The organism is Mesorhizobium sp. WSM4809 (assembly GCF_055811655.1).
Genome location: NZ_JBVVQW010000005.1, coordinates 455,310 through 474,862, shown reverse-complemented (window position 1 = coordinate 474,862; position 19,553 = coordinate 455,310). Strand labels below are relative to the sequence as shown.

Genomic DNA, 19,553 nt, shown 5'->3' with positions numbered 1-19,553 from the left:
CACCGGCTCCATCATCTGACGATCCTGGAGCATGCCATGAAAACAGTCACCGAATTTTCCCGCAAGGTCGTCGAATTCCCGGACATGGGGATCGTCATGCCGGACGGCTGCCGGCTCTCGGCGCGGGTGTGGATGCCGGAGGATGCGGGCGACGATCCGGTGCCGGCGATCCTCGAACACCTGCCCTACCGCAAGCGCGACGGCACCATCTTTCGCGATCAGCTGACGCATCCCTATTTCGCCGGCCACGGCTATGCCTCGATCCGCGTCGACATGCGCGGCAATGGCGATTCCGAAGGGCTGATGGACGACGAGTATTCCGAGCAGGAATTGCAGGACGCCTGCGACGTCATCGCCTGGGCGGCAAGCCAGCCCTGGTGCAACGGCAATGTCGGCATGATGGGCATTTCCTGGGGCGGCTTCAACTGCCTGCAGGTGGCGGCCAAGCAGCCGCCGGCGCTGAAAGCCGTGATCAGCCTATGCTCGACCGTCGACCGCTATGCCGACGACATCCACTACAAGGGCGGCTGCCTGCTGATCGAGAACTTCGGCTGGGCCTCGACCATGCTGTCCTACTCGTCGCGGCCACCGGACCCGCTGCTGGCCGGCGACAACAGATGGCGCGATCTGTGGCTGACCCGGCTGGAGAACCAATCCTTCCTGGCGCCGCTGTGGCTGAAACACCAGCACCGTGATGCCTACTGGAAGCGCGGCTCGATCTGCGAGGATTTCTCCGCCGTCAAAGCCGCGGTGCTGTCGATCGGCGGCTGGCATGACGGCTACCGCAACACGGTCTCGCATCTGGCCAGCAACATCGAAGCCCCGGTCAAGGGCATTATCGGGCCATGGATCCACAAATACCCGCACTACGCAGGACCAAAACCCGCCATCGGCTTCCTGCAGGAGGCTCTGCGCTGGTGGGACCGCTGGCTGAAGGGTGTCGACACCGGTGTCGAGTCCGACCCGGCCTACCGCGCCTATGTCATGGACAGCGTGCGCCCAGCGCGCTGGCACCCCGAGCGGCCTGGCCGCTGGGTGGCGGAGCAGGAATGGCCATCGTCCAACATCAAGACGCAGACGGTCGATCTGATCCCCGCAACGGAAAAACCCGCCATCGTGGCCTCGCCGCAAAGCTGCGGCCTGGCCGGCGGCGAGTATTTTCCTTTCACCTTCGGCCCCGAACTGCCTGGCGATCAGCGCCCCGACGATGCCCTGTCGGCGTGTTTCGACCAGCCGGAACTCAGCGAGCCGATCGACATCGTCGGCGCCCCGGAGGTCGAGCTGCAGCTATCCTCTGATCGTCCGCAGGCCAACATCGCGGTCCGGCTTTGCGATGTGCATCCCGACGGCGCCTCGGAGTTGATCTCCTATGGCGTACTCAATCTGACCCACCGCAATTCGCACGAATTTCCGGAGGCGCTGGTGCCGGGTGAAACCGTGTCTGCGCGCGTAGTGCTCGATCAATGCGCCTACCGCGTGCCTGCCGGCCACCACCTGCGCGTTGCCGTTTCGAACGCCTATTGGCCTGCCATCTGGCCGTCGCCGGAGCCGGTCCGTCTGACCTTGTCGGCGGCGACGCTCCGCTTGCCGCTGCGGCCGCTGGCGACAGACGACGAAGCGGCGTTCGCCGAGCCGGAAGGTGCCACTCCCTGGGCAACGGAGACGATCCGCGCCAGCAATTCCGAGCGCCATATCGATCGTGACGAAAAGACGGGAATCGTGACGCTTTCCATCGTTGATGATTTCGGCGAGGTGCGCGATCTCGCTCATGGCCTGGCCAATGGCAGCATCGCCCGCGAGACTTGGACGATCCACCCCGATGATCCGCTGTCGGCCTCGGGGAAGACGCACTGGACGCAGACCCTGTCGCGAAACGGATGGTCGGTACGCACCGAAACGACAGCCGAAATGCGGTCGGACGCGCAAAACTTCATCGTCAGCGCCAGAATCGAGGCCTATGAGGACGAAACGCTCGTCTTCGAGCGCAATTTCGAGGAGAAGGTGCCGCGCGCGCTTCTTTGAGCACCGAGTTCATTGGTCCAATTGCGACGTACGATTTACGCCACGGCATGTCGCATTCGGTCTTGCTTACCGCTTTCCCTTGCGGTCATTATTCTCCTCACAAGAAATAAGAAAAACGACCGCAGAGTCGAACCAACAGAGTGAGGAACTCAAAATGTCGAACGAACTGGAATTTCTTAGCCGGCGTGTCGCGTCGGGCAAACTGAGCCGTCGTGATTTTCTCGGCCGGGCGGCGGCGCTCGGTATCTCCGCGCCCTTCGCCAACTCGCTGCTTTCAAGCGCTGCACGCGCGGCAGGTCCGGTCAAGGGCGGTACACTGAAAGCCGGACTTGTCGGCGGCGAGTCCACCAACAGCCTTGATCCGGCACTGTTCATGACTCAGGTGCCGTTCGCCTTCGGCAAGATGTGGGGCGAATTGATCGTCGAGCTTTCGCCGGAAGGCAAGCTCGAGAACCGCATCGCCGAGGAGATCGGCTCGTCGGACGACGCCAAGGTGTGGACGCTGAAGATCCGCGACGGCGTCGAATTCCACAACGGCAAGACGGTGACCGCCGAGGATGTGGCCGCCACACTTGAGCGCCATTCCGACGAGAAGTCGAAATCCGGCGCGCTCGGCTACATGAAGGGCATCGAGACCATCAAGGCCAGCGGCAAGGAAGTCGTGCTGACCCTGAAGGAAGCCAATGCCGATCTGCCCTATTTGCTCAGCGACTACCACCTGATCGTCCAACCGAATGGCGGCAAGGACAAGGCCGACGCAGGCATCTCGGCCGGTCCTTACAAGGTCACGACCAATGAGCCCGGCGTGCGCCATGGCGGCGAGCGTTTCGCCAATTACTGGCAGGGCGACAAGATGGGCCACGCCGAACAGATCGAGATCATCGTCATCAACGATGCGACGGCGCGCACGGCCGCCCTGCAGGGCGGCCAGGTCAATATGATCAACCGCGTCGAGCCAAAGATCGTCGATCTGATCAAGCGCCTGCCGGGCGTCACCATCCGCAACCACGCGGGTCCCGGCCACTATGTCTTCATCGCGCATTGCAACACCGCACCCTTCGACAACAACGATCTGCGCATGGCGCTCAAGCTGGCCATCGACCGCGAAGAAATGCTCGACAAGATCCTGCGTGGCTACGGTTCGATCGGCAACGACTTCCCGATCAACGCTTCCTACCCGCTGTTCAGCGATATCGAGCAACGGAAATACGATCCCGACAAGGCCAAGTTCCACTTCAAGAAGTCGGGCCATGACGGGGCCGTGCTGCTACGGACTTCCGACGTCGCCTTCCCCGGCGCCGTGGATGCCGCGCAACTCTATCAGCAGAGCGCGGCCAAGGCCGGCATCAAATTGGAGATCAAACGCGAACCGGGCGACGGCTACTGGTCGGAAGTCTGGAACAAGCAGCCCTTCTGCGCCTCCTACTGGGGCGGCCGCTCGACGCAGGACCAGATGTACTCGACCGCCTATCTGTCGACGGCGGACTGGAACGACACGCGTTTCAAGCGCCCGGATTTCGACAAGATGGTGCTGGCGGCCCGGGCCGAACTTGACGAGACCAAGCGCAAGGCGATGTACCACGACATGGCTGTCATGGTCCGCGACGAAGGCGGCCTGATCCTGCCGATGTTCAACCAGTTCATCGACGCAACAGGCGCCAAGGTCGACGGCTGGGTCGACGATCCACATCAGGAGCTGATGAACGGTTACGCCTTGGCGAAGTGCTGGCTGCAGGCCTGAGCCGGCTTTGCGGATATGTCTTCACCCATCCTGAAACTGATTGCCCAGCGCATCGCGCTGGGCATTCTCCTCTTGTTGGCCGTTTCGGTCCTGATTTTCGCCGGCACGCAGATCCTGCCCGGCGATGTCGCGCAAGCCATTCTTGGGCAATCGGCGACACCGGAGTCGCTCGCCAATCTGCGCGAGCAGCTCGGCCTCAACGATCCGGCCTATATCAGGTATTTCCGCTGGCTCGGCGGGGTGGTGACAGGTGACCTGGGTACCGCCATGTCGAGCGGCCAGGATATCGCCACGTCGATCAAGGGACGGCTGTGGAACACGCTGTTTCTCGCCTTCTGGGCGGCGATCGTCGCCGTGCCGCTGGCGATCATTCTCGGCCTGATCGCGGTGCGCTACCGCAATGGCTGGGTCGACAAGCTGATCTCCGGGCTGGCGCTGGCCTCGACCTCCTTTCCCGAGTTCTTCATCGGCTATGTGCTGGTCTATTTCTTCGCCGTGAAATGGCAAATCTTCCCTGGCATCTCGACCGTCTATGACGGCATGCCTTTTGGCGAGCGCATGCAGGCGATCGCTCTGCCGGCGGCCGCGCTGACGCTGGTCGTGCTCGCCCACATGATGCGCATGACACGCGCGGCGATCCTCAATGTCATGCAGTCGGCCTATGTCGAGACGGCGGAACTGAAGGGCCTGTCGGCCTTCAACGTCATCCGCAAGCACGCCTTCCCCAATGCCATCGCGCCGATCATCAACGTCGTCATGCTCAACCTCGCCTACCTGATCGTCGGCGTCGTCGTGGTCGAGGTGATTTTCGTCTATCCGGGCATGGGGCAGTATCTGGTCGACCACGTCACCAAACGCGACGTGCCGGTGGTGCAGGCGGTCGGCCTGATCTTCGCCGCCGTTTATATCAGCCTGAATATCATTGCGGACATAGCGGCGATCGTCGCCAATCCGCGTCTCAGACATCCGAAATAGGGGGCGGATATGCTCGATATCAAACGCATCCCCCTCCCCGCGCTGATCGGGATCGTGCTGACGGCATTGTTCGTGCTGGCGGCGATCTTCGCCCCCTGGATCGCGCCGCACGGCAATGGCGAAATCGTCGGCGACGTCTGGGAACCGATGTCGGCTGCCCATTTGCTGGGCACCGACAATCTCGGCCGCGATCTTCTGTCTCGCATGATCTACGGCGCCCGCATCACTTTGTTCATCGCGGTGCTGGCCACCGCACTGTCATTCTCGCTCGGCGCCATCCTCGGCTTCTCGGCGGCCGTCTTCGGCGGCTGGTTCGACACGCTGCTGTCGCGCCTCGTCGATCTCTTGATGTCGATCCCGACGCTGATCATGGGTCTCGTCGTGCTGTCAGTGCTGCCGACCAATCTGGTGACGCTGATCCTGGTGATGGGCATTCTGGATTCGACCCGCGTCTATCGCCTGTCGCGCGCGGTCGCCGTCGACATCAACGTCATGGACTATGTCGAGGCGGCGAAACTGCGTGGTGAGGGCAGCGGCTGGATCATCTTCCGCGAGATCCTTCCCAACGCATTGTCGCCGCTGGTTTCGGAACTCGGCCTACGCTTCATCTATGCCGTGCTGTTCCTGTCGACGCTGTCGTTCCTCGGCCTTGGCGTGCAGCCACCGGACGCCGACTGGGGCGGCATGGTCAAGGAAAACAAGGATGGCATCGTCTTCGGCATCGCGGCCGCGCTTATCCCGGCGGCGGCGATCGCCCTGTTGGCGATTTCCGTCAACCTGGTTGCCGACTGGGTGCTCAACCGGACGACCAGCCTCAAGGGAGGACGCGGGTGATGGCCGACACCAAAGCGAAATCAGGCCTGCTGCTCGACATCCGCAACCTGCGCATCGAAGCCACCGTCTTCCCGCCCGGCGAGCCGCCAAAGAACATCGTGTTGGTGCACGATGTCTCGCTGACGCTTGAAAAAGGCAAGGTGCTCGGCCTGATCGGCGAGTCCGGCGCCGGCAAGTCGACCATCGGCCTGTCGTCGATGGGCTATGGCCGCGGCGGCGTGCGCATCACCGGCGGCGAGGTGATCCTGAACGGTCGCGACATCCTCAAGGGCGGCAAGGACGGCTTCCGCAAATTACGCGGCCGCGAGGTCTGCTATGTCGCGCAATCGGCGGCAGCCGCCTTCAACCCGGCGCACCGGCTGATGGACCAGGTGGTGGAAGCCACGCTGCTGCACGGTACGGCAACGCGGGCCGAGGCCGAGAAGCGCGCGGTTGCGCTGTTCAAGAAGCTCAGCCTGCCGAACCCTGAAACCATCGGCGAGCGCTTTCCGCACCAGGTTTCGGGTGGCCAGTTGCAGCGCGTGATGACGGCGATGGCGCTGTGCTCCGAGCCGGACCTGATCGTCTTCGACGAGCCGACAACGGCGCTCGACGTGACGACGCAGATCGACGTGCTGGCGGCGATCAAGGATGCCATCCGCGACACCCATGTCGCTGCGCTCTACATCACCCACGACCTTGCCGTCGTCGCCCAGGTCTCAGACGAGATCATGGTGCTGCGCCATGGAAGGCTGGTCGAATGGGGCGGCACAAGGCAGATCATCAAGGAGCCGCGCCAGGAATACACCAATGCGCTGGTCTCGGTGCATGAGATCGAGCATCAGGAGCAGAAACCCGGCACGTCGCCATTCCTGTCGGTGAAGAACGTCACCGCCGCCTATGGCCGCAGCGACATCAAGGTGCTGAAGAACGTCTCGGTCGACATCTATCCGGGTCAGACGCTGGCCGTCGTCGGCGAGTCAGGCTCCGGCAAATCGACGCTGGCACGCGCCATCACTGGCCTGCTGCCGCCCGAACAGGGCACCGTCACCTTCGACGGGCGTCCGCTGGCAAATCGGCTGGCCGACCGGCCGAAGGAAGATTTGCGCCAGTTGCAGATGATCTACCAGATGGCCGACGTGGCGATGAACCCGCGCCAGACCGTCGGCACCATCATCGGCCGGCCGCTCGAATTCTATTTCGGCATACGCGGCCGCGAGCGCGACAGGCGCGTCGCCGAACTGCTCGACAAGATCGAGATGGGCAAGGGCTTTTCCGACCGCTATCCGGCCGAACTTTCCGGCGGCCAGAAACAGCGTGTCTGCATTGCCCGATCGCTTGCCGCCAAGCCGAAGCTGATCATCTGCGACGAGGTGACCTCTGCGCTCGATCCGCTGGTCGCCAACGGCATCCTCAAGCTGCTGCTCGATTTGCAGAAGGAGGAGAACGTCGCCTACCTCTTCATCACGCACGACCTCGCCACGGTGAAGTCGATCGCCGATTCGATCGCGGTTATGTATCGCGGCGAGGTGGTGCGCTACGGCCCCAAGAGCCAGGTGCTAAGCCCGCCCTTCGACGCCTACACCGACCTGCTGCTCTCCTCGGTTCCAGAGATGGAAATCGGCTGGCTGGAAAAGGCAATCAAGGGACGGCGCATGACCAGCGCGGGCAACTAAAGCAATTCGGGGAAACTGGAACCGGTTCTCCCAGAAGAAGCGCATGGCGCTTCCCCTGGGAATTGCACCAGACCAAGCCGCCACATGGGGCGCCGGCGACCGTCATCCGGATGCAACACAAGAGCGCCAAACGTCCTTCGGGACGAGCGCTGCTCGCACGACTTTTAAAACAGGGGTAGGACATGAAGACTGAACTCGATTATCTCGCCGAACTCGCCGGTCAAGGCCGGATATCGCGCCGCGCCTTTCTTGGGCGCGCCGCCGCGCTCGGCGTATCGGCGGCCCTGATGCCGGCGCTGGCCGGCAAGGCATTTGCCCAGACGGCGGTGAAGGGCGGTATCATCAAGGCCGGTCTGCAGGGCGGTGAATCCACCAACAGCCTCGATCCGGCGCTGAACCTCAGCCAGGTTACCTTCAGCTTCGGCAAGCTTTGGGGCGAGTATCTCGTGCGCCTCACCCCGGACAACAAGCTGGTCAACCTGATTGCCGAGGAGATTGGCGCCTCGGCCGACGCCAAGACATGGACAATCAAGATCCGCGACGGCATCGAGTTCCACAATGGCAAGACGGTCGGCGCGGAGGATGTTGCTGCCACCATTGAGCGCCATGCGGACGAGAAGTCCAAGTCCGGAGCACTCGGCATCCTCAAGAACATCAAGGGGATCAAGGCGAGCGGCAAGGAGGTCATCGTCACGCTCGGCGACGCCGATGCCGACTTCCCCTATCTGATGGCCGACTACCATCTCACCATCCAGCCGAATGGCGGCAAGGACGATCCGAACGCCGGCATCAGCGCCGGTCCCTATAAGGTTAGCGTCAACCAGCCCGGCGTGCGCCATGGCGGCGAGCGCTTCGCCAATTACTGGCTGGGCGACAAGGCCGGCCATGCCGACCAGGTCGAGATCATCGTCATCAATGACGCGACCGCACGGCTTGCCGCCCTGCAGGGCGGCCAGGTGCACATGATCAACCGCGTCGAGCCGAAGGTCGTCGATCTGGTCAAGCGCATCGCGGGCGTCTCCATCGAGAACGTCTCGGGCAAGGGCTACTATCCGTTCAACATGTTCTGCGACACCGCCCCCTTCGACAGCAACGATCTGCGGATGGCGCTGAAGCTTGCCATGGACCGCGACGAGATGCTGGAAAAGATCCTGCGCGGCTATGGCTCGGTGGGTAACGACTTCCCGATCAACGAGGCCTATCCGCTGTTTTCCGCCGACATCGAGCAGCGCAAGTTCGATCCGGACAAGGCGGCGGCAGCCTATAAGAAATCGGGCCACAGCGGCTCGATCGTGCTGCGCACCTCGGACGTCGCCTTCCCGGGCGCCGTCGATGCCGCACAGCTCTATCAGCAGTCCTGCGCCAAAGCCGGCATCAAGATCGAGATCAAGCGCGAGCCCGGCGACGGCTACTGGTCGGAGGTCTGGAACAAGCAGCCTTTCTCGCTCTCCTACTGGGGCGGACGCGCGACGCAGGACCAGATGTATTCCACCGGCTATGTCTCGACCGCCGACTGGAACGACACGCGCTTCAAGCGGCCGGAATTCGACAAGATGCTGTTTACCGCGCGCGGCGAGCTCGACCAGGCCAAGCGCCAGGCGATCTACCACGACATGGCAGTGATGATGCGTGACGAAGGCGGGCTGATCGTGCCCTTCTTCAACCAGTTCATCGACGCGGCCGCCACCAGCAAGATCGGCGGCTATGCCAAGAGCCCTATCGGCGAAATGATGGACGGCTACGCGCTTGCCGAGTGCTGGCTCAACGCTTGAGCGGACTCTGATCGTCCGATTTCATCTAGCAAGAACGCCGTGTGCCCAAGACGGCACACGGCGTTCCCGTTTCAACCGCCAACCGCATGGAGCAGCCCGTGGCGCTCAAGTCCAAGCTTCTGCTGATCATCCTCGACGGCGTGCCTTACCGGAACTGGCGCCGGCTGATGGGCAATCTCGAAGGCTGGGTGCAATCGGGCGAGGCGCGCGTCTGGAAGATACGCTCGGTGCTGCCGTCGACCTCGGCCTGCTGCTATGCGTCGATCCACACCGGGGTCTCACCGCAGGTGCACGGGATTCTCTCCAACGAGAACCGGTTCCGCGTCGAGCAGCCCGATATCTTCTCCGAAGTCAGCAAGGCAGGCGGCAAGACGGGGGCGGTGACCCATTCCTACTGGTCGGAATTCTTCCGCGGCTATCCGTTCGACCTGGTCGAGGACATGGAATTCGACGAGCCAGGCGGGCCGATCACGCATGGCCGCTTCCACACCATGACCGGGTACAATCTTCGCAACCAGATGACGCCGAGCGATGTCGACCTGTTCGCGACGCTGACGATGCTGACGAAACGCCATGGCATCGACTACGGCATCCTGCACACCTGCACGCTGGACTCGATGGGACACCGCTTCGGCCACGACTGCCACGAGATGGACCATGCCGTCTATGCGATGGACGGGATGCTGGCCGCCTTCCTGCCGCGCTGGATCGAAGCCGGCTATGAGGTGATCGTCACCGCCGATCACGGCCAGACCGATCGTGGCCATCATGGCGGCCATGACGACGAGATGCAGGATTTCGCGCTGTACTATTTTGGACAAGGTAAGGGTCCGCAGGCCGACACGCTGCTCGACCAGCTGCAGCTGGCGCCGACAGTGCTGAGCCGGCTGGGTGTGGCAATACCGGAGACGATGAAGGCTAAATCTTTCTTGGAGTGAGCGGGCGCGCAGAACTCTTCCCTTCCCCCCTTGTGGGGGAAGGGAAGACCCTGCCTCTGGCAACACTTCCTTACTTCGGTTAGCCTCCGCAAAATTCCTTGGCGGAGGATGAACCTTTTTGGACCGATCAGCGACAGAGCAGACAGGAGCCAGGCGGCTCGACCGGCCATGACGGCAGCGACGGAGACCGATCGCGCTCTCGTCGACCGGGTCGCGAAGGGCGACCGTGCCGCCGTGCGGCTCCTGTTCATGCGTCACCACGCGCGGGTCTACCGCTTCGTGGCGCGCCAGACGGGATCGGAAATGATGGCCGACGATATCGCCAACGAAGTCTTCCTCGAGCTATGGCGCCAGGCGCCCGGCTTCGAAGGGCGTTCCGAAGTCTCGACATGGCTGCTCGGCATCGCCCGTTTCAAGGCGCTGTCCTTTCTGCGCAAGAAGAAGGAAGACTGGATCGACGACGAGGCCGCCGCCGCGGTGCCCGATGGCGCGGACACGCCGGAAGTCGTCACCATGAAGGAAGACAAGGCCGCCGCCCTGCGGCGCTTCGTCGACACCTTGCCCGAAGAGCATCGCGTGGTCATCGATCTTGCCTATTATCACGGACAGTCGGTGAGCGAGATCGGCGAGGTGCTCGACATTCCGGTCGCCACCGTCAAGACCCGGATGTTCTACGCCCGCAAGAAACTCGGCGAGGCCCTCAAGGCCGCCGGTTACGACAGGGGGTGGCCATGAGCGCCGCTGAAAAGATGTCGCGCCGCGACGAAATGGAAACGCTGCTGCCATTCTACCTGAACGGCTCGCTGGAAGGTTCCGACCTGGAAGCGGTCGAGGAGTGGCTGGCCAGCGATCCGGCCGCACTTGCCGCCCTTGGCGAGGCTGAAGCCGAATTCTCCGGCGCCACGGCCGCCAACGAAGCAATCCGGCCGCCGGCCGATGCGCTCAGCCGCTTTGCCAAGGCACTCGACGCCGAGGCCGGGCCTGCGCGCAAGCCGGCAGGATCGTCCTGGCTGGCGCAGGCCTGGGGCCGCTTCATGGCGGTGCCGGTCGGTGTCGCCTGGGCGGCAGCCGCGGTTCTGCTGGCTCTGGTCATGGTGCAGTCGTTTGTCGAACCCGGCGGCAAGGGCAATGATTTCGAGATTGCCGGCGCGCAAGACGATCCGGCGAAAATGCCGTTCGCCCTGGTCAAGTTCAAGCCGGATGCCAAGATGTCGGACATTTCCGCCTTCCTCGGCAGCAACGGGCTGAAGATCATCGGCGGACCGACCGCCGACGGCGTGTTCCGGCTTGGCATTCCGGCCGCGACAGCTGCCGACTACAACAAGCAAATCGGCCTTGTTGCCGCCCAGGCTTTCACGGAAACTGTGATCGAGGGAAGGAAACCCGTTGATGGCGGCTGAGGCGGTCATTCGATTTGCGGCAGTGCTTGCGACGGCGATGGCAATCGTCGTGCCCGCGTCGGCGCAGACCAACGACCCCAATCCAGACCAGACGAAAATCGACTGCCGCAACGGGACCAACGCGGCGGGCGCCGATTGCGCCAAGGATGGCAATGACACAAAGAGCGGATCGGACGCAGGCCAATCCGGCGCGGTCTTCCTGCCGGCGCTGATCGTCGACCTGTTTCCCAACCCGGCGGCGTCTCCAACACCGGTACCGACGCCCCGGCCGGCGCCCGCAACGCCGCCGGCCGATACTCAAGCCGGCCCCCCGCCCGGTGGCCCGATCGTCTCGCCGACCGATCTTATTGCCGTTCAGCCGCCGCGCGCGGTGGTTGGCGATTTCGTGCCCGACGAGGTGCTGGTGACCGTCGACGGCGATGCCGGCGCTGTCCAGCAGATCGCCGCCTCCTTCGGCCTGCAGGTGCGCTCGCAGCGCCAGTCGCTTCTGCTTGGCACCACGCTGGTGCGCTTCGGCATTCCCGACGGCCGGCCCGTCGGCGTCGTGCTGGCGCAACTGGCCGCCGACGGCCGCACCCAGCGGCGCGAGCCCAACCATGTCTATTCGCTGCAGCAGGCCGCCGGCATCGTCAACTATGCGTTCGATCGTATCGCGCTCGATGCCAAGCAGGCGAGCGGCGAAAACGTCCGCATCGCGGTGATCGACACTGGCATCGACGACACCAACCCGGCGCTGTCGGGCGTCATTGCCGGGCAGTTCGACGCCATGCCCGACGTGCCGATCGAAAAGCGCGATCACGGCACGTCGATCGACGGGCTGATCGCCGGCGTCGGCGTGCTGGAAGGCATGGCGCCGGGCGCAAAGATCTATCACGCCCGCGCCTTCGAGGGCGGCAAGTCGACCATGGACGTCATCCTGTCGGCGCTCGACTGGGCGGCGGAACAGGACGTGCGCATCATCAATATGAGCTTCGTCGGGCCGAAGAACGATTTGCTCGGCGTCGCCTGCCGCAATGCCCGCGCACTCGGCATGGTGCTGGTCGCCGCAGCCGGCAACAACGGGCCGAAGGCGCCCTATGGCTATCCGGCGGCTTTCGATGGTGTCATCGCAGTCACCGCCACTGATGCCAAGGACGGGCTGATGCCGCAGGCCAATCGCGGCGCCTATGTCTTCATCTCGGCGCCCGGCGTCGAGATGGTGGCGCCGAGCGGCGGCGGTTCGGACGTGGTCACCGGCACCTCGTTTGCGGCGGCGATCGTGAGCGGCGCCATCGCCAATCTCATCCATGCCGCGCCCGATCGCTCGGCCGACGACATCGAGAAGGCGCTCGCGGCGACGGCCAGGGATCTCGGCCCCAAGGGACGCGACGATGATTTCGGCTACGGTCTGCTGGACATCAGGGCGGCGGCGAGGGAATAAGGTCAGTCAAAGTGGGTTTGGGTCAAAACTCTATCAAGTGACTGCCGTCAATGGCTGAGATGGGTGGGCAGCGGAAGCCCGAGGCTGGCACCGAGCAGCAACTACATTAACCAGAAACAGTCATCCGCCACCGTTGTCGAATGACCGGGATGAGGCCGGAAACTGACGGTCGGCTTTCAACTGTTAAAGGGGTGGAAGCGGACTTTCAGAACTTGGGGAGCATCGACGCGATCTGACCCATTCCGGTCATTCCCAGAGCATTTCGGCGTCTCCAAAGCGGACACTCAAACCAAGCCGGCGCTGATGACCTAAGCGGACATCTTGTCGAGAGAGCATTCCGTTCAGATTCGTGGGTGGAAGGTCCGGCGCGTTGCCATTCCGAGTAACACCGCCCCTCTAGCTGTGCCGTAACACGGTCGCGCACACTCGCGTCCGAAGCAGGACTAGAATAGGCTGGAGCCAAAGCCGCTTGGACCGACCAGGGAAGGCGCAGGGCACGTATGGAGCGACGGCTTACAGCAATACTTGCTGCCGACGTGGTTGGTTACAGCCGCCTCATGGGCGAGGACGAGGTAGGAACGCTTGAGGGACTGAAGAGCTGCCGTCGCGAACTGATCGACCCCGAGATCAAGAAACACCACGGCCGCATAATCAAGCTAATGGGCGACGGCGCGCTCGTCGAGTTCGCCAGCGTCGTCGATGCCGTCCAGTGTGCTGCTGTGATCCAGCGCCGGATGGTCGACCGCAACAAGGGTATCCCCGAAGCCCGGCAGCTCCGGTTTCGCATCGGCGTCAATCTCGGCGACGTCATCGTAGAGGGCGACGACATCTATGGAGATGGCGTGAATATCGCGGCGCGCCTGGAAGCGATGGCCGAGCCAGGCGGTGTTTGCATCTCCGGGACGGCGTTCGATCACGCGGTGCACAAAGTGGATGTCGGCTTTGCGGATCTCGGAGGGCAGCGCCTCAAAAATATCGCCGATTCGGTTCGCGCCTATCGGGTTCTGCTCGATCCCGGAGACGCGGGGAAGATCTTAGCGGCGCCAAGCCGGCCAGGTTCCCCCATCATGATTTTGGCAGGAGTAGCAGCGCTGCTCGTCGTCTTGCTTGCAGGCATTTTTGCATGGCAATGGCAAAAACTCTCCGCGCTCGAAAAGCCCTCCATTGCAGTACTGCCGTTTACGAACCTGAGCGGCGATCCTGGCCAGGACTATTTTGCCGACGGCATCACTGAAGATTTGATCACCGATCTTGCGAAGCTTTCCGGGCTCGATGTGATCGCCCGTAACTCCGTCTTCGCCTACAAAGGAACCTCCCCCGTTTTGGCAGATATTGGGCGTGACCTTGGCGTGCAATTTGTCGTTGACGGCAGCGTGAGGCGGACCGGCGATCAAATCCGCCTCAACGCGCAGCTCATCGATATCGCCACTGGCGACAATCTATGGGCTAATCGGTTCAATCGCGGCATCGCGGACGTGTTTGCGGTCCAGGACGAGATGAGCCGGGAAATCGCCAAGGCGCTTGGCGTCCAAGCTTCGGCAGCCGAGAGAGAGCGAATGGCACGCCCGCCGACTGCAAATCTCGAAGCCTATGATACCTACCTCCGTGCGGAGCGGGAGGCGCGCACCGGTCGAGGCGACGGATTGCGCGAGGCGCTTGCGCTGTATGAGAAGGCGCAGAAGCTCGACCCCACCTTCGCCGAGGCCTTTGCCGCCGACGCACGGCTGAGTGTCTATCTTTGGCGGACTGCCTCCGATGATATCATTCAGAGCGCGCTTGCGCGAAAGAGAGCATATGAGAAGGCAAGCCGTGCTTTGGAGCTCGATTCGGATTTTTCATCGCCCTACGCCGTTCTCGGGATTATGCAGGTCATGGATCGCCGCTATGAAGATGCGATCACCTCGGCGGAGCGTGCTGTCGCATTAGGCTCCGGAGACGCTGCGACGGAAATTGCCGTTGGTTATATCCAGCTGTTCGCCGGCAACCATAACAAAGCGGCATTGGCGGTCGAGACGGCATTGAAACTTGATCCCAATCTGGCTCCGATAGACCGGGAGGTTGTCGGGGTTGTCTTGCTTTTGCTCGGGGACATCAGGAAAGCCATTGAGACTCTCGAGCGCGCTCGCGACGATGCTCCAGAGGCGGGCAGCCTGAGGATTCTGCTCGCAGCGGCCTATGCCCGCGCCGGCCGCACAGAGGACGCCAAAGCGGCGATTGCGGACGGCCTCCGGCTGGTGACGAAGACCGAATCCTTGGCTCGACTGCGGTCGTTGGACGCGTTTCGGAATCACTATGCCCATCTTCGCAACGCTGAAGATTTGGCACCGCTCATCGACGCCCTCCGTCTGGCAGGACTTCCCGAATGGCCGTTCGGCTTCACCGCCGACGAACAGGACCGGTTGAACGGTGCGGAAATCGCATCTTTTGTTGTTGGCAAGACCTTGAAAGGCAACCTCGAACCGGACGGGCTTCCAGCCATTATGCAGATAGAACAGGACGGCACGGCAGTCTTCCGAACGATGACACGAATGCTCACCGAGAGGGTCTACGTCGATCGCGACCTCTTATGTGAGCATAGCGAAAATATGTTTGGGCGGCCCATCTGTGGTCCCGTCTACAGACGCAGGGACGCTGCCGGCAACGGGTATTCGTATGTCAATACAGGTATGGTGTTTCACTTCGTGACAGTGAATTGAGCTCGCAAGACTCAGGGGTTATTGATCAAGTTCCAATCCGGCACATCGACTGCCAACTTTGCTTCGACGATCGGCCATTTTGCATCGCCCTTCGGAACAAGATCATCGGCATTGTCCGCAAAGGCGGCCGCGTTCCCTTCGTCGTAGATCAAGTAGAGCTTGCCATCGATGATCTTGAATGCTTCCGGATCGACATTGACGGTGACGGATTCGTGGAGTGCGACCTCGCCCGCGCAGTAACCACCGTATTGAGGAGCGTATTTGGCAGGTTCGCTCATGAACATTTCCTTGTGTTCCTTGCTGGCGAAATGCCACGGCGTGCCAAGCCACTCATAGGAAAAGTCTTCGGAACCCTTCACGGCCTTGCCATCGGTGAAATAAGCGACCGTGTCGTAGCCCATGATCGCCACTCCGCCGAAGTAGCCGGTATTCACCGAGTCGGCCAAGGCAGAGCCTGCACCGGCCATCAAGGTGAGCGCACATATGACTGCCGACGCCGAATTGGAAACCAGTCTAGTCGATCTGTTCATCTGCGTTCTCCGTTCAATCGTGGATAGCTTCGCACTTCGCAGCGTTCGCTTCGCCAAGGACGTTCGCCTGGCACGTCGCGCCATGCCGTTTGAATAGTTTTATGATGTCGGTATTGCCTTTCCAGAACGCGCGGGTAATCGGCATGTAGCCATGACCCTCGGCATGGTTCACATCCGCACCTTGCGCAATGAGGAATTCTGCGAGTTCTACATGGTTTTCCTCACCCGCTATCACCAAGGGTGTGACCCCAGACTTGTTAGCCGAGTCTTCGAGCACCGCCCCCTGTTCGAGCAACAGCTTGGCGACTGGGAGACTTCCAGAAAAGGCAGCCGCGTGGAGGGGGGTAAACCCACCGGAATTGCGCGCCATGACGTCGGCGCCCTTGCTCAGCAGGAATTCCGCAATGGGAAGCTGATCGTCGAGAGCAGCAGCGATGAGGAGCGTTGCCTGGTCGCGTGCCCGGCTGTCGACGTCGGCACCGCCCGCCAAGGCTTGCTCCACGGCATTCTTGTCGCCGGCGGTGATGGAGTCGAACAACGGCTCACCTGCGACTACTCTTGTAGCCGCCAATACCAGCATAGTAAGTGCCAGCAGTCCGCGCATCATGTAGAATAGCATATTAGCTTCGACTTATTCAAGCTGCATTAGGCTCGTCGGGGCAAATGCCGGGGGACAGCGCGGCCGGATGTCTGCTTCCGGTCGGTCACGTGGCCCACTTCAACGGCTGGCTTGAGGCGCGTAGCGGCCACTAGCGTCGTGGAAGACGGACGTAGGCTTTGGGTCGAGCGCGATCGCTACAGGTGATTAAGTTCGGACCTCAGCCAGGCGCCCCTGCCACCGATCCCCGGACCACCAGGTCGACCGGCCAGACCTCGCCTCGCGCCCCCTCCTCCAGTCCTGAAATCCGCGCCGCCAGCCGCTCGGCGACACGGGCGCCGGCGAGACGGATCGATGAACGCGTCGTCGACAGCGGCACCGAGAAATTCTCCGGCCTCAGCCAGGGGAAGACGTCGTCATGGGCGATCAGCGAGACATCGCCGGGAATGCTCAGGCCGAGGTCGCGCACCGCGCGCACGACGCCCAGCGCCATGATCAGGCTGGAGCAGGCGATCGCCGTCGGCGCGTCGTCCTCTTCCAGCAAACGCCTGGTGGCGCGATAGCCGTTCTCCTCGGTCATATCGACCGAGCAGACATGGCGTTCGCTCAATGACAGTCCGCTCGCGGCGAGCGCCCGGCGCACGCCGCGTTCGCGATGGATGGCGAAGGTCTCGCGGTCGTCACCGTTGATCAGCGCCAGCCGCCGATGACCGAGCTGGATCAGCAGCCTGGCCGCCTCGTGGAAGGCGCCCTCATTGTCGATGTCGGTAAAAGCATAGTCGAAGTCGAAGCCCTCACTGCGGCCATGGACGATGAAGGGAATGCCGAGCGTGTTGACCAGCGCCACGCGTCGGTCAACGGGCCTTGGAGAGGAGATATAAACAGCGTCGACCTGCCGGTTGGCGACGATGCGCCGGTAGGTCGTCTCCTGGTCGTCGGCGTCGGCCGGCGACAGCACAAGGTCAAGCTCGTGCGAGCGGGCATAGTCACCAAGGCCGGACAGGAACTCGACGAAATGCGGATCGATGTCGACCGACGCACCGGTCGGCAGGACATAGCCGATCATGCCGGTCTTGCCGGTCGCCAGCCGGCGCGCGCTCGGATTGGGACGATAGCCATGGCGCTTGGCGGCATCCATGACACGCCTGCGCGTCTCCTCGTTGACCTCGGGATAGCCGTTCAGCGCACGGCTTACCGTGGTTTGCGAAAGTGCCAGCATATGGGCGAGCTGCTTGAGGTTCACGAAAGGTCTCCATTCCCTCAAAGCGCTTTTAAATTGAATCGACCCAAGTGCCAGCGGGGCCGAGCCATACCAAGCCGAACCATAGACGCGGTTCGGGCGTGTTTGAAACAAAAACTGCTGCTGCATCGCCATAATAGTATGTTGCAGCGCACTTTCGGGGGCGCAAATGCGCGAACCTAAATCGATTAATCCGCCGGCCTCTTGACTTCCCAGCAATTCAATGGCGTGATCGAAAAAGCCAAAGCGCTTTGGAAGACTCTTCGAAAGGTTGCGGTTCCTTTCCGACTGAGTCACAGTCCTGCGGCGTCGGCGGGCGGAATGGAGGTTCCGTCCGGTGTGTGAGACCCACTGGGAGGAATACCGATGAAGAAAATGCTTTTGCTGGGTGCTGCGTTTGCCACGTTCGCCCTGAACGCGCCCGCGCAGGCCGAACTGAAGTTCAAGCCCGGCGAAGACAAGCGCTTCAACTGGGCGAACTACGAAGAGCTCAAGAAAGTCGACCTCAAGGGTGAGACGCTGTCGATCTTCGGACCGTGGCGCGGCGAGGACGAAGGCCTGGTGCGCGGCGTTCTCGACTATTTCTCGGAAGCCACCGGCGTCGAGATCAAATACTCCTCCTCGGAGAATTACGAGCAGCAGATCGTCATCGATACGCAGGCCGGCAGCCCGCCGAACATCGCCGTGCTGCCGCAGCCGGGCCTCATTCAGGACCTGGCGTCGAAGGGCCTTTTGACGCCGCTCGGTGACGACACCGCCAAATGGGTCAAGGACAATTACGGTGCCGGCCAGTCATGGGTCGATCTCGGCACCTTCAAGGACAAGGACGGCAAGCCGGGCTTCTTCGCCTTCCCTTACAAGGCCGACGTGAAGTCGCTGGTCTGGTACTCGCCGGACAATTTCGAGGAAGCCGGCTACAAGGTGCCGAAGACGCAGGAAGAACTCGCCGATCTCGAAAAGAAGATCATCGCCGATGGCGGCAAGCCGTGGTGCATCGGCCTCGGCTCCGGCGGCGCCACCGGCTGGCCGGCGACTGACTGGGTCGAAGACCTGATGCTGCGCACCCAGCCTCCGGAGGTCTACGACAAATGGGTGAAGAACGAGATCCCGTTCAACGATCCGGCGGTGGTCAACGCCATCGACATTTTCGGCAAGATCGCGACCGACGACAAGATGGTCGACGGCGGCGCCAAGGCGGTTGCGGCGACCGACTTCCGCGACAGCCCGAAGGGCCTCTTTTCGGTGCCGCCGAAATGCTACCTGCACCACCAGGCATCGTTCATTCCGACCTTCTTCCCGGAAGGCACCAAGGTCGGCCAGGACGCGGACTTCTTCTACTTCCCCCCCTATGCCTCCAAGCCTGAACTGGGCACGCCCGTGCTCGGCGCCGGTACGCTGGCGATGATCACCAAGGACAGCAAGAGTGCGCGCGCGTTCATCGAATTCCTGAAGATGCCGCTCGCCCACGAGATCTGGATGGCCGAAGGCGGCTTCGTGACGCCGCTCAAGTCGGTCAACAAGGATGCCTATGCCAGCGACGCGCTGAAGAAGCAGGGCGAAATCCTCGCCAATGCCTCGACTTTCCGCTTCGACGGTTCCGACCTGATGCCGGGCAAGATCGGCGCCGGCGCCTTCTGGACCGGCATGATCGACCTGGTCGGCGGCAAGTCGGCGCAGGACGTCGCCACCGACATCCAGAAGAGCTGGGACGCCATCAAGTAGACGGCTGGCA

At 62.4% G+C, this 19,553-nt stretch carries 15 protein-coding genes; 12 read left to right on the top strand and 3 right to left on the bottom strand.

Translation table 11 applies throughout. The features are described from left to right. Positions 1-36 precede the first annotated feature (36 nt). The 11 genes from AC0L24_RS16240 to AC0L24_RS16190 all read left to right on the top strand — a co-directional run bounded on the left by AC0L24_RS16240 (position 37) and on the right by AC0L24_RS16190 (position 15,453). A complete protein-coding gene (locus AC0L24_RS16240; protein ID WP_127808226.1) occupies positions 37-2,022 on the top strand; it encodes a CocE/NonD family hydrolase in 1,986 nt (661 codons plus the stop codon). A gap of 154 nt (positions 2,023-2,176) precedes the next feature. Next, positions 2,177-3,763, top strand: coding sequence for an ABC transporter substrate-binding protein (locus AC0L24_RS16235; protein ID WP_473563962.1), 1,587 nt, complete (start codon positions 2,177-2,179; stop codon positions 3,761-3,763). A gap of 15 nt (positions 3,764-3,778) precedes the next feature. Then, positions 3,779-4,738, top strand: coding sequence for an ABC transporter permease (locus AC0L24_RS16230; RefSeq protein WP_127397242.1), 960 nt, complete (start codon positions 3,779-3,781; stop codon positions 4,736-4,738). A gap of 9 nt (positions 4,739-4,747) precedes the next feature. Then, positions 4,748-5,572, top strand: coding sequence for an ABC transporter permease (locus AC0L24_RS16225; protein ID WP_127268157.1), 825 nt, complete (start codon positions 4,748-4,750; stop codon positions 5,570-5,572). Next, entirely contained in the window at positions 5,572-7,227 is a 1,656-nt protein-coding gene (locus AC0L24_RS16220) for an ABC transporter ATP-binding protein (RefSeq protein ID WP_127808227.1), read from the top strand. Before AC0L24_RS16225 ends, AC0L24_RS16220 begins: the two co-directional genes overlap by 1 nt. Positions 7,228-7,409: 182 nt before the next feature. Then, entirely contained in the window at positions 7,410-8,999 is a 1,590-nt protein-coding gene (locus AC0L24_RS16215; protein WP_127268159.1) for an ABC transporter substrate-binding protein, read from the top strand. A gap of 86 nt (positions 9,000-9,085) precedes the next feature. Beyond that, positions 9,086-9,937, top strand: a complete 852-nt coding sequence (locus AC0L24_RS16210) for an alkaline phosphatase family protein (RefSeq protein WP_164873920.1) — start codon at positions 9,086-9,088, stop codon at positions 9,935-9,937. 168 nt (positions 9,938-10,105) lie between these two features. After that, entirely contained in the window at positions 10,106-10,672 is a 567-nt protein-coding gene (locus AC0L24_RS16205) for a sigma-70 family RNA polymerase sigma factor (RefSeq protein ID WP_127268161.1), read from the top strand. After that, on the top strand, positions 10,669-11,337 hold the full coding sequence (locus AC0L24_RS16200) for an anti-sigma factor (RefSeq protein ID WP_127808228.1): 669 nt from the start codon (positions 10,669-10,671) through the stop codon (positions 11,335-11,337). Before AC0L24_RS16205 ends, AC0L24_RS16200 begins: the two co-directional genes overlap by 4 nt. After that, positions 11,327-12,757: a S8 family serine peptidase gene (locus AC0L24_RS16195; protein WP_127808229.1), complete on the top strand. Its 1,431-nt coding sequence runs from the start codon at positions 11,327-11,329 to the stop codon at positions 12,755-12,757. Before AC0L24_RS16200 ends, AC0L24_RS16195 begins: the two co-directional genes overlap by 11 nt. A 500-nt stretch (positions 12,758-13,257) precedes the next feature. After that, positions 13,258-15,453 carry an adenylate/guanylate cyclase domain-containing protein gene (locus AC0L24_RS16190; protein ID WP_127808230.1) on the top strand — a complete coding sequence of 732 codons (2,196 nt, stop codon included), beginning with the start codon at positions 13,258-13,260 and terminating at the stop codon, positions 15,451-15,453. An 11-nt stretch (positions 15,454-15,464) separates the two neighbouring features. On the opposite strand, the gene AC0L24_RS16185 is transcribed toward AC0L24_RS16190, so the two are convergent. The 3 genes from AC0L24_RS16185 to AC0L24_RS16175 all read right to left on the bottom strand — a co-directional run bounded on the left by AC0L24_RS16185 (position 15,465) and on the right by AC0L24_RS16175 (position 17,824). Continuing rightward, positions 15,465-15,983, bottom strand: a complete 519-nt coding sequence (locus AC0L24_RS16185; protein ID WP_127320817.1) for a YHS domain-containing (seleno)protein — start codon at positions 15,981-15,983, stop codon at positions 15,465-15,467. Positions 15,984-15,996: 13 nt separating this feature from the next. Beyond that, complete coding sequence (locus AC0L24_RS16180; protein WP_127320823.1) at positions 15,997-16,587, bottom strand: ankyrin repeat domain-containing protein; 591 nt, start codon at positions 16,585-16,587, stop codon at positions 15,997-15,999. A 214-nt stretch (positions 16,588-16,801) separates the two neighbouring features. Continuing rightward, the gene (locus AC0L24_RS16175; protein WP_127808231.1) at positions 16,802-17,824 is read right to left on the bottom strand and encodes a substrate-binding domain-containing protein; all 1,023 of its coding nucleotides are present in this window, start codon (positions 17,822-17,824) and stop codon (positions 16,802-16,804) included. 363 nt (positions 17,825-18,187) lie between these two features. Here AC0L24_RS16175 and AC0L24_RS16170 point away from each other — a divergent pair, with 363 nt between their 5' ends. After that, complete coding sequence (locus AC0L24_RS16170) at positions 18,188-19,543, top strand: ABC transporter substrate-binding protein (protein WP_127267791.1); 1,356 nt, start codon at positions 18,188-18,190, stop codon at positions 19,541-19,543. The last annotated feature ends 10 nt before the right edge of the window (positions 19,544-19,553 follow it).

Bases quoted from the DNA above. Each gene is read 5' to 3' on its own strand.
- AC0L24_RS16240 (WP_127808226.1), top strand. From the start codon at position 37: ATGAAAACAGTCACCGAATTTTCCCGCAAGGTCGTCGAATTCCCGGAC.
- AC0L24_RS16235 (WP_473563962.1), top strand. From the start codon at position 2,177: ATGTCGAACGAACTGGAATTTCTTAGCCGGCGTGTCGCGTCGGGCAAA.
- AC0L24_RS16230 (WP_127397242.1), top strand. From the start codon at position 3,779: ATGTCTTCACCCATCCTGAAACTGATTGCCCAGCGCATCGCGCTGGGC.
- AC0L24_RS16225 (WP_127268157.1), top strand. From the start codon at position 4,748: ATGCTCGATATCAAACGCATCCCCCTCCCCGCGCTGATCGGGATCGTG.
- AC0L24_RS16220 (WP_127808227.1), top strand. From the start codon at position 5,572: ATGGCCGACACCAAAGCGAAATCAGGCCTGCTGCTCGACATCCGCAAC.
- AC0L24_RS16215 (WP_127268159.1), top strand. From the start codon at position 7,410: ATGAAGACTGAACTCGATTATCTCGCCGAACTCGCCGGTCAAGGCCGG.
- AC0L24_RS16210 (WP_164873920.1), top strand. From the start codon at position 9,086: ATGGAGCAGCCCGTGGCGCTCAAGTCCAAGCTTCTGCTGATCATCCTC.
- AC0L24_RS16205 (WP_127268161.1), top strand. From the start codon at position 10,106: ATGACGGCAGCGACGGAGACCGATCGCGCTCTCGTCGACCGGGTCGCG.
- AC0L24_RS16200 (WP_127808228.1), top strand. From the start codon at position 10,669: ATGAGCGCCGCTGAAAAGATGTCGCGCCGCGACGAAATGGAAACGCTG.
- AC0L24_RS16195 (WP_127808229.1), top strand. From the start codon at position 11,327: ATGGCGGCTGAGGCGGTCATTCGATTTGCGGCAGTGCTTGCGACGGCG.
- AC0L24_RS16190 (WP_127808230.1), top strand. From the start codon at position 13,258: ATGGAGCGACGGCTTACAGCAATACTTGCTGCCGACGTGGTTGGTTAC.
- AC0L24_RS16185 (WP_127320817.1), bottom strand. From the start codon at position 15,983: ATGAACAGATCGACTAGACTGGTTTCCAATTCGGCGTCGGCAGTCATA.
- AC0L24_RS16180 (WP_127320823.1), bottom strand. From the start codon at position 16,587: ATGCGCGGACTGCTGGCACTTACTATGCTGGTATTGGCGGCTACAAGA.
- AC0L24_RS16170 (WP_127267791.1), top strand. From the start codon at position 18,188: ATGAAGAAAATGCTTTTGCTGGGTGCTGCGTTTGCCACGTTCGCCCTG.